The sequence below is a fragment of the Cellulomonas sp. A375-1 genome, from assembly GCF_001040865.1.
Classification (GTDB): Bacteria; Actinomycetota; Actinomycetes; order Actinomycetales; family Cellulomonadaceae; genus Cellulomonas; species Cellulomonas gelida.
In genome coordinates this window covers 1-10,905 of sequence record NZ_LFKW01000101.1, presented here as the reverse complement: position 1 = coordinate 10,905, position 10,905 = coordinate 1, and the positions used below count along the sequence as shown (strand labels likewise).

Genomic DNA, 10,905 nt, shown 5'->3' with positions numbered 1-10,905 from the left:
CGTGGTGCTCGGCGCGATCGTCGTGATCGCCGCCGCCGCGCTGCGGCCCACGGGCACGGAGCGTCGGCCGGGTGACACCGACTTCGAGCAGACCGGCGGCAGCGCCGTGGAGGCCGTGGTGCCCAGCCCGCACTCGCTCGAGGGGGACCGTGACGAGGCGGGCAACGTGACGTTCACGTGGATCAACCCCGACCCGCGGCCCGACGACCACTACCTCTGGGGCGTGCGGACCGTGCAGGGGACCGGCACGCTCCAGGTGGTCGAGGAACCGACCGTCACGCTGCCCGCCGCGCAGACCGGCGACGAGGTGTGCATCGAGGTGTCGATCGTGCGCGCCGACCGTCGCGCCTCGGCAGACCCGGCGCAGGTGTGCGCATGAGCTGGTTCACCGCGCGGCGCCACGCCACGACGGCAGCGGCGGTGGTCACCGTCCCCGCGGTCGTGGCCGTGCTCGCCCTCCTCAACCCCGGCTTCCCGCTCGCGCGCGTCGAGCTCAACGACGGCGCGGTGTGGCTCACGGCGACCGACGCGCACAAGCTCGGCCGGTACAACGTGCAGGTCGACGAGCTGAACGCGGGTCTGGTCGCCGAGTCCTCGACGTTCGACGTCCTCCAGGACGAGGGCGACGTGGTGCTGGTGGAGCCGGGCAAGGTCTCGGTCGTGGACCCGGCGACGGTCGCGCTGACGGCGCAGGTCGCCGCCGCGGGTGTGCAGCCGTCGAGCGTCCCGGGCGGCCCGGTCTCGATGTCGGCGGGTGTGCTCTCGCTCGTCGACTCCGAGGGCGGGCTGTTCGTGCGTCCGCTCACGTCGCTCGACTCGATGCGGCCCGGCGAGGGCGAGCCGGACGTCGACCTGGGCCGCGGCGGACGCGCGGTCGTCTCGACGTCGGGTGTCGCGTACGGCGTCGCCGCCGACGGCACGGTCTCGCGGGTCTCGACGACCGGTGACGGCGCCCGCGTGTCGCAGGACGGCTCGCTCGGCGAGGGGGAGCTCGACCAGCTGACGACCGTCGGCGACGAGCCGGTGGGCCTGCGGGGCGGCACCGTCGTCACCCGGCACGGCTCGGTCGAGGTCACCGGCACGAACCCGACGCTGCAGCAGCCCGGCCCCGCGTCGTCGCGCGTGCTGGTCGCGACCGACACGGACCTCGTCGAGGTGCCGCTCGACGGCGGCGAGCCCGTGCCGCACCCGACGCAGGGCTCGGGCAAGCCGGCCGCGCCGGTCCAGGTGGGCTCGTGCGCGCACGGGGCCTGGGCGTCCGTGACGGGCTCGTACCAGCGGCTGTGCGACGGCGAGGCGCCGCTCGTGGAGGCGCTCGAGGAGATGTCGGCCGACGACAAGCTCGTCTTCCGCGTCAACCGCACGGCCGTCGTGCTGAACGACACGGCCCGCGGCCGCGTGTGGGAGCCGCAGGAGGACACCGAGCTGCGCGTGCCGAACTGGGAGGACATCAAGGAGGAGGAGAACCCCGACGACGACGTCGAGGACTCCGAGTCCGAGGTCAGCACCCAGGACCTCGCGACCGAGTGCACCTCCGAGTCGGCACCGCCGACCGCCAAGGACGACGAGTTCGGCGTGCGGCCGGGGCGCACCACGATCCTGGCGGTGCTGAGCAACGACTCCTCGTCGGACTGCGGGATCCTCGCCGTGCGCGAGTTCGAGTCGATCGCGAGGTCGTTCGGGACCGTGCAGTCGATCCACGGTGGGCGTGCGCTGCAGGTCGACATCGCGTCGGGCGCCAGCGGCTCGCAGTCGTTCACGTACACGATCGACGACGGCCGCGGCACGTCTGCGCCCTCCACCGCGACGGTCACGCTCGTCGTGCACGGCGACGGCGACAACGACCCGCCCGTGCAGGACCGTCAGGGCGCGTTCCAGGTCGAGCAGAACGGCCAGGCGACGTACGACGTCCTCGCGAACTTCCACGACCCCGACGGCGACGACATGGTCCTGGTCGGCGCCAGCACCGACCCCGCGATCGGCACGGTGCGGTTCCGGCAGGACGGCACGATCACGTTCCGCGCCGACGGCGGCAAGCTCGGACGCGCCACGGTCGACGTCCTGGTCTCGGACGGGTCGTCGCAGGACGCCACGCCCGGCACCATCGAGGTCGACGTGCGCCCGGCGGGCTCGCTGCCGCCGCGGGTGGACCCGGTGCACGCCGTGACGTACGTCGACCAGCCGGTCACGCTCGAGCCGCTCGACGCCGTCCGGTCGACCGGCGAGGAGCCCGCGCGGCTCGCGTCGGTCGAGGAGGTCACGGGCGCGACGATCTCGACCGACCTGCAGGCCGGCACGTTCACGTTCTCCGCGCCGCGCGCGGGCTCGTACTACGTGACGTTCGTCATCGCGGCCCCGCCGCAGCAGGCGACGGGGCTGGCGCGGATCGACGTGCGCGCATGGCCCGAGGAGGCCGCGCCGCCCATCGCGGTGCGCGACCGCGCCTTCCTGCCCGCGGGCGGCGAGGTGACGATCGACCCGCTCGCCAACGACTCCGACCCCGCGGGCGAGATGCTCGTCCTGCAGTCGGTGGACACCTCGGACGCGGACGGGCTCAGCGTCGCGATCCTCGAGCACCACCTGGTCCAGATCCGCTCGGAGCGCACGCTCGACCACGTCGTCGTCCTGCCGTACACGATCACGAACGGGACCAAGACCGCGACGGGGCAGATCGTCGTACAACCCGTGCCGCCCGCGTCCTCGACGCAGGCGCCCGTGGCCGAGAACGTCGAGGCGACCGTCCGCACCGGCGGTGTCGTGACGATCCCGGTGCTCGAGAGCGCCTATGACCCCGACGGGGACCCCCTGTCGCTCATGCCGACGCTCGTCGAGCCGGTCGCGCCCGGGGACGGGCTGATGTTCGTCTCCGGCGACGTGCTGCGGTACCAGGCGCCGGCCGACGCGGTCACCGCTCGCGCGGTCTTCGAGATCGCCGACTCGACCGGCAACCGCACGGCCGCGACCGTCACGGTGCGGGTGCACGAGTCGGACCCGACGACGAAGACGCCGCCCCGTCCACGCGACCTCGAGGCGCGGGTGTTCGCAGGGGAGACCGTGCGGATCAAGGTCCCGCTGGTCGGCATCGACCCCGACGGGGACGGGGTGACGCTGCTCGGCCAGGCCAGCGGCACGACGAAGGGACGCGTCGCGAAGGTCGGGCCGGACTGGATCGAGTACGAGGCCCTGCGCGACGAGTCGGGGACCGAGACGTTCCAGTACGCGGTCGAGGACTGGGTGGGGCAGCGCGCGGTCGGGACGATCCGCGTCGGCATCAGCCCGCGACCGGTCGACACCGCGGCCGTGGTCGCACGCGACGACGCCGTGACGATCCGCCCGGGTGAGCGCATCGAGGTGCGTGTCCTGGCGAACGACGTCGACAACTCCGGCGACGACCTCCTGCTCGAACCCGAGCTCACCAAGGACGACGCGGTCCAGGCCGAGGTCGTCGGGCGGCGCATCGCCGTGACGGCGCCGTCCGAGGCGGCCGTGTTCCCGATCGTGTACACCGTGTCGAACTCGCGCGGCGGGCGCGACACCGCGACACTGACCGTCACCGTCGACCCCGACGCACCCGTGCTGCCGCCGATCGCCGAGGACGTCGTCGTCCCGGCCACCGAGACGTTCGGGCTGACCGAGGTCGTGGTGGACGTGCTCGCGACGGCGCAGAACCCGAGCGGACCGCTCAGCGACCTCGAGGTGCGCGTGCCCGCGTCCGTCGCCCAGGTCGCGCAGGTGACGGCCGACAACAAGGTCCTCGTCACGCTCACCGACCAGACGCAGACCCTGCCGTTCCAGCTCGTCAACTCGCGCGCGCCCGAGACCGCGACCGCGTACGCGTTCATCACCGTCCCCGCGCTGGGCTTCATCCGCCCCTCGCTGCGGCCCGGTGCGCCCGAGCTGCGGGTCGCGTCGGGTGAGCAGCTGACGATCGTGCTCGAGGAGCAGATCAAGGTCGCGCAGGGCCGCCAGCCCACGGTTGCCGACGCGCTGCAGGTGACGGCGACACGCGGCACGGTCGCGGTGGGCGAGGACGGCGACGAGCTCACGTTCACCCCGACGAAGGACTACGCCGGGCCGGCGTCCGTGACGCTGCCGGTCACGGACGCCACGAGTGCGAACGACACCACGGCCCGCACGTCCTACCTGACGCTGCCCATCGAGGTCTTCGCGGTCGACGACCACCCGCCGGCGTTCGCCCCGGCCGTCATCGAGGTCGCGCCCGGCGAGGCGCCGATCACCGTCGACCTGCGGTCGTTCACGACGACGCCCGAGGGCACGACGCCGAGCGAGAAGCAGTACACGTATGCCGTGGCCTCCGGCGTGCCCAGCGGGTTCACCGCCACCATCGACGACTCCAAGCTCTCGGTGGCCGCCGCGCTGAGCGCCGACAAGGGCACCCGCGGCGTGCTCCCGCTGCGGATCGGGTTCGGCCGCAAGGGGCAGCTCGAGGCTCAGCTGGAGCTGCGCGTCATCGCGAGCACGCGCCCCAAGGCATTCGTGCAGGACTGGACGATCGAGGACGCGGTGGAGGGCGAGGCCCGCGCGATCGACGTGCTCGAGGGCTCGTTCAACCCCTACCCGCAGCAGCCGCTCCGTGTCGTCGGCGCGACCGTCGAGTCGGGGCGTGGCACGGCGTCGGCGACCGCGTCCCGCGTGACGGTGACGCCCGCGCCCGACTACATCGGCGAGCTCGTGGTCCGCTATCGCGTGCGCGACGGGATCGACGAGGCGGACCGCGAGGTCGAGGGACGGATCTCGCTGAACGTCCGCGGCGTCCCGGACACGCCCGCGGCCCCCCGCGTCGGGGAGGAGCGCGACAAGACGGTGGTGCTGTCCTGGACCGCGCCCAACAGCCGTGGTGCGTCGATCACGAGCTACCGCCTGACGGCGAGCCCCGGTGGGCTGACCAAGACGTGCGCATCGACGACGTGCACGTTCGACGGGCTGACCAACGACGTGACCTACACGTTCTCCGTCGCGGCGCAGAACGCGGTCGGGTGGTCGCAGGAGAGCCCGGCGTCCGCCCAGGCCCGGCCAGACGCCGTGCCCGAGGCGCCCGCCCGTGTCGACTTCGTCGGCTTCGGTGACGGCGAGCTCTCGTGGAGCTGGCCCGACTCGGTGACGAACGGCTCGAAGATCGTGAACTACGAGGTCCAGATCACGCCGTCGCCGCCGAGCGGCAGCGCGGTGCTCACCCCGACCTCGCCCAAGGTGACCTTCACCGGCCTGGCCAACGGCACGTCGTACTCGATCCGCGTGCGCGCGCACAACGCGCTCCGCGACAAGCCGAGCCCGTGGACCCCGTGGTCGGGCACCCAGTGGCCGGCCGCGCCCCCGTCGGCGCCGACCGCGCTGCAGGCGGTGCGCACCGACACCGCGATCGGCGGGCAGATCGACGTGACCTGGTCCGCGCCGCAGACGAACAACGGCGACGGCGTGCAGGCGTACCGCTTGATCGTCCGCGGCGGCGGCTCGGACCGGACCATCGACACCGAGCAGCGCTCGGTCGCCTTCAAGGCGGAGAACGGCACCGAGTACACGTTCGCCGTCCAGGCGAAGAACAAGGCCGGCTGGGGACCGTCGAGCGAGACGGTCACCGCGCGCGCCTTCGGGGCACCGCGGACCCCGACGCTCGCCGAGCCCGTGGCGCCGCCCGCGTCGGGCACCGTGCACCTGTCGTGGGACCGCGTGGACGACCGTGGCTCGCGCGTGACGTACGACGTGTACGACGGCGACTCGGTCGTCGGGTCGACCGACGGGACGTCCTGGGAGCACTCGGGCCTGACCGGCGGCTCGTCGCACACGTACCGCGTCAAGGCCCGCAACGAGGGCGGGTCCAGCGACTTCAGCAACTCGCGCTCCGCGACGCCGACCACGCCTCCGGGTGACCCTTCGGCTCTGCGGATGAGGAAGACCGCCGAGGGCGCTGGTGGACGACCGACGCAGATCACGGTCGAGTGGGATCCGGTTGCCGACGGCGGTGGGAGGAACCTGCAGTACGAGTGGAAGCTCGAGATGAGGGGACGCAGCGCGTCCGGAGGCCCGAGCACCGGGACGTCCGCGACGGTCGACGTCGCCGACTGGCCCATCGAGTACACGGGCTCCGACCTGACGCTCTCGGTCCGAGCGAGCACGGACATCGACACCACCGCCTGGTCGACCGCGACAGTCAAGTTCTGGTGGGGCCTGGCACCGTCCGAACCCACGAGCATCGTGCTCGCGCTGGACCCGACCAACGCTCCGACGCGCGTCAACGCGACCTGGGAGCCGCCGACCAACGACGGCGGCCTCGCCCTCACGTACGAGTTCTGCTGGTACCTCGACGACCGGCGGCAGGAGTGCCGCGATCGGGTCCCGGCATCCGAGCGCACGGCCTCGTTCTCGGACTTCACGGTCCGCAGTCGCGACCAGAAGGTCGAGATCAGGGTCGTTGCGAGGAACGACCGGGGCTCGTCCGAGGCGCGCGCCACCATCACGATCCCCGCGCGCACCCAGCCCGAGCCCACCCCGACGCCCGACCCGTGACCGCCGACCACCGCCCCGGTACCTCACACCTCGACCCCACGACGGAGACCGCCACATGACCCCCGAGCAGAGCGCCTGGTTCGCCGAGACGTTCGCCGCCCTTGCCGAGAACGTCAGCCGCGTGCTGCTGGGCAAGGACCTCCCGGTGCGCCTCGCGCTCACGGCGATGGTCGCGGAAGGGCACCTGCTCCTCGAGGACGCGCCCGGGACGGGCAAGACCTCGCTCGCGAAGGCGCTCGCCGCGACCGTGCAGGGCACGCACCACCGCATCCAGTTCACGCCGGACCTGCTGCCGTCGGACGTCACGGGCGTGACGATCTACGACCAGGGCACGGGCCGCTTCGAGTTCCATCGCGGCCCGGTGTTCGCCTCGGTCGTGCTGGCGGACGAGATCAACCGCGCGTCGCCCAAGACGCAGGCGGCCCTGCTCGAGGTCATGGAGGAGGGCAACGTCACGGTCGACGGTGTGACCCACCCCGTGGGGCGTCCGTTCATGGTCATCGCGACGCAGAACCCGATCGAGCAGGCGGGGACCTACCGACTCCCCGAGGCCCAGCTCGACCGGTTCATCATCAAGACGAGCCTGGGCTACCCGGACCGTGCGTCGACCGTCGAGATCCTCGCGGGGGCCAAGGACCGCACGCTCGGGCTGAGCCCGCGGATCACGACCGAGGCGGTCGGCACGATGGCCGACCTCGCCCAGACGGTGCACATCGACCCGGTGGTGCTCGACTACGTCGCGCGCATCACCGAGGCGACCCGTGACGACAGCCAGACGGCGCTCGGTGCGAGCGTGCGCGGCGGTCTCGCGCTCGTGCGCTGCGCGAAGGTCTGGGCCGCCTCGCGGGGCCGCGAGTACGTGCTGCCCGACGACGTGAAGGACCTGGCCCAGTACGTCCTGGCCCACCGCCTCGTGCTGGACGCCGAGGCGGAGTTCGCCGGCGTGACGGCGACCGACGTGCTCGCCCGCCTGCTCGACCAGGTCGCGCCCCCGGTGCTGCGGGCGGCCTGACGTGCGGATCTCGGGCGCCGGCTGGGGGAGCGCGGTCGTCGCGCTCCTCGGCCTCGTGCTGGGGCGGCTGCTCGGCTGGGCCGAGCTCGCCACCCTCGGCGCGGGGCTCGTCGGCGTCCTCGCGGTGTGCCTGCTCATGACGGTCGGCCGCGCGCGGTACGCGGTCACGCTCGACATGGCGGACCACCGCGTGCGGATCGGCGAGCGCGCGGTCGGTCGGATCGAGGTCCGCAACGCCGCGCGGCGCAGGTCCCTGCCCTCGCGGCTCGAGCTGCCCGTGGGTGCGGGTCTCGCCGAGCTCGCGGTGCCGTCGCTGGCCCCCGACGCGACGCACGACGAGCTGTTCGCCATCCCGACGGCGCGCCGCGCGGTCGTCGTCGTCGGCCCCGTCCGCTCCGTGCGCGGCGACCCGCTCGGGCTCGCGCGGCGCAGCGTGCTGTGGACCCGGCCGGTGGACCTGTACGTGCACCCCGAGCTGGTGCCGCTCGGCGGAGCGAGCTCGGGGCTGCTGCGCGACCTCGAGGGGCAGTCGACGCGCGACCTGTCGGACTCCGACATGTCGTTCCACGCGTTGCGCGACTACGTCGCGGGCGACGACCGTCGCTACATCCACTGGAGGACGACCGCGCGCCGCGGCAAGCTCATGGTCAAGCAGTTCGAGGACACGCGTCGCACGCAGACGGTGCTCGCGCTCGCGAACGACCCGCGCGACTACGCGTACGACGACGAGTTCGAGCTCGCGATCTCGGCCCTCGCGTCGATCGGTGTGCAGACCCTGCGGGACGAGCGCGACCTCGCGGTGCTCGCGGGACCGGGTGCGCTGCGGGTCCGCACGCCGGCGATGCTCCTCGACGACTGCTCCGGGCTCGAGCTCGACCCGGCCGGCGCCGACGTGACGCTCCTCGGCCGGCGCGTGGTGCGCGAGTCGCCGCAGTGCTCGGTCGCGGTGCTCGTCACCGGCTCGGTGCCCTCGGACTCCGACCTGCGGCTCGGCAGCAGGCACCTGCCTGCCGGCACGCGCACGCTCGTCGTGCGGTGCGAGCTCGGTGCCGAGGTGTCGGTGCGGACGCAGGGCCAGCTGACGCTCGCGACGCTCGGCACGCTCGACGACCTGCCCCGTCTCCTGCGGCGCGTGATCGCGTGACGACGACCCTCGAACGCCCCGCACCGGCGGGCGCGGCGCAGGCCCCGGCCCGTCGGCGCGTCACCGCGCGGCCGCGCCGGCGACCGCTCGCGCTGGGCGTCCTCGACGCGACGGTGCTCGTCGGTGTGCTCGCCCTGGTCCTCGCGCCCCTGCTCGAGGTGTACGGCGGGAACGCCGCGCTGCCGGCGATCGTCGGCGGGCTGGTGCTCGGGTCGGCGCTCGCGCTGGTCGGCGCGTGGCTGCGGTGGACCGCGATCACGGTCGTCGCGGCCGCGCTGGTGACGTACGCGCTCGCCGGCGGGGCCCTCGCGGCGCCGTCGACGACGGTCGCCGGCGTGGTGCCGACGTCGGCCACGGTGGTCGGTCTGGCGCGCGGTGCGGTCACGTCCTGGGCGCAGGTGGTGACGTTGCAGCCGCCGCTCGGGTCCGGCGGGACGATGCTCGTCGCGGCCCTGCTGCTCGCGTTCGTCGGCTCGTTGGCCGCGGTCGCCGTCGCGGTGCGGGCGCCGGGGCGGTGGGCGGCCGCAGCTGCACTGGTGCCGGTCGGCGTGCTCGTCGTCGTGATCCTGCTCGGCGTGCGCTTCCCGCTCGTGCCGCCCACCGTGACCGGCGTGGTCCTGGCGGTCGTTCTGCTGCCATGGGCGGCGTGGCGTGCGGGCGGGCTGCGTCCGCGTCGCGTGATCGCGCTCGCCACCCTCGGACTCGTCGGGGTGGGGGCCGCGCTGGGTGGTGCGCCGCTGGCTGTCGGCGACGAGCCGCGCTACGTGCTGCGCGACGAGATCGTCCCGCCGTTCGACCCGCGTGACTACGCGAGCCCGCTGTCGGCGTTCCGGGAGTACGTCAAGAACCTCGACGAGACCACGCTGTTCACCGTGGAGGGACTCGGCCAGGGCGGGCGCGTCCGGCTCGCGACGATGGATCGCTACGACGGCGTCGTGTGGAACGTCGCGGGCGACGGCTCCGCGCAGAGCTCGGGCGAGTTCCGTCGCGTCGGTGACGAGCTCCCGACGAGCGTGCGGGGCGAGCGCCGGACCGTGCGCATCACGATCGACGAGCTCACGGGCGTGTGGTTGCCCACGGTCGGTCAGGCGACCGGCTTCGGCCTGGGCCGCACCGCCTCGCAGCTGCGCTTCAACGACGCGACGGGCGCCGCGGTGCTGACCGGCGGGCTCGAGCAGGGGCTGTCCTACGATCTCGAGACCGTCGTACCGGTCGTCCCGACCGTCGACGAGATCGGCACGGCGGCGGCGGCCGACGTCGTGCAGCCCGAGCTCGTCGGTGTCCCCGAGGTCGTGGGCGTGACCGCCGCCGACGTGGCCCGCGACGCCGGGCACGCGGTCGAGGTCGCCGACTCGCTCGCGGCCTGGCTGATCGAGGAGGGGTTCTACAGCGACGGCCTCGAGGGTCAGACGCCGTCGCTCTCGGGCCACGGCGCGGACCGGATCGCGAGCCTGCTCGCGGACGACCTCATGGTCGGCGACGGTGAGCAGTACGCGGCCGCGCTCGCGCTCATGGTGCGCTCGCTGGGGCTGCCCGCGCGGGTGGTGCTCGGCTTCGTGCCCTCGGCCGAGCAGGTCGCGAGCGGTGAGCCCGTCGCGGTGACCGGCGCCGACGTCCAGGCGTGGGTCGAGGTCGCGTTCTCCGGGTACGGCTGGGTGCCCTTCGACGCGACGCCGCCGAAGGAGAAGACCCCCGACAAGAGCGACGACCCGGAGAGCTCCGAGCCCAAGCCGCAGGTCGTGCAGCCCCCACCGCCGCCGCCCGGTGCGGTGACCCCGCCGGACGACGACACCGAGCAGCCCGCTCCCGAGCCTCCGGCGGACGACGACGACGCCTCCGCGCTGTGGCGCACGGTCGCGGTCGTGGCGGTGTCTGCGGGCGTGCCGCTGCTCCTGCTCGTCGCGCCGTTCGTCGTCGTGGGGGCGATCAAGTCCCGGCGGCGGCGCCGGCGCCGCAAGCACGGCGACCCGGTCGCACGCGTCGCGGGTGGGTGGGACGAGGTGCTCGACCAGGCGATCGACCTGCGCCGTCCCGCACCCGAGGTCGCGACCCGGTCCGAGTCCGCGCGGGCGCTCGCGCTCGCGTTCGCAGGCGACGCCGCGGGTCGCGGCCCGACGTCTGCACCGCGCGTGGCCGAGCAGGTCGACGCGCTCGCTCGGAACGCGGACCGCGCGGTCTTCGGGCCGGGCGAGCCGGACGCGACGCAGGTCGCGCAGTACTGGTC

At 73.7% G+C, this 10,905-nt stretch carries 4 protein-coding genes and 1 pseudogene; all 5 read left to right on the top strand.

From position 1 onward, the window contains the following. Positions 1-379: pseudogene (locus tag CWIS_RS19415) on the top strand (serine/threonine protein kinase); the annotation flags it as partial. Beyond that, positions 376-6,525, top strand: a complete 6,150-nt coding sequence (locus CWIS_RS10500; protein WP_048343268.1) for an Ig-like domain-containing protein — start codon at positions 376-378, stop codon at positions 6,523-6,525. The pseudogene CWIS_RS19415 and the gene CWIS_RS10500, both read left to right, overlap by 4 nt. A 55-nt stretch (positions 6,526-6,580) precedes the next feature. Continuing rightward, positions 6,581-7,537 carry a MoxR family ATPase gene (locus CWIS_RS10495; protein ID WP_048343241.1) on the top strand — a complete coding sequence of 319 codons (957 nt, stop codon included), beginning with the start codon at positions 6,581-6,583 and terminating at the stop codon, positions 7,535-7,537. Position 7,538: 1 nt separating this feature from the next. Then, complete coding sequence (locus CWIS_RS10490) at positions 7,539-8,681, top strand: DUF58 domain-containing protein (RefSeq protein ID WP_048343240.1); 1,143 nt, start codon at positions 7,539-7,541, stop codon at positions 8,679-8,681. After that, a partial coding sequence (locus CWIS_RS10485; protein ID WP_053071669.1) for a transglutaminase domain-containing protein occupies positions 8,678-10,905 on the top strand: 2,228 nt, incomplete at its 3' end. The genes CWIS_RS10490 and CWIS_RS10485, both read left to right, overlap by 4 nt.

Excerpts from the sequence above, each read along its gene's own strand:
- CWIS_RS10500 (WP_048343268.1), top strand. The coding sequence starts at position 376 with ATGAGCTGGTTCACCGCGCGGCGCCACGCCACGACGGCAGCGGCGGTG.
- CWIS_RS10495 (WP_048343241.1), top strand. The coding sequence starts at position 6,581 with ATGACCCCCGAGCAGAGCGCCTGGTTCGCCGAGACGTTCGCCGCCCTT.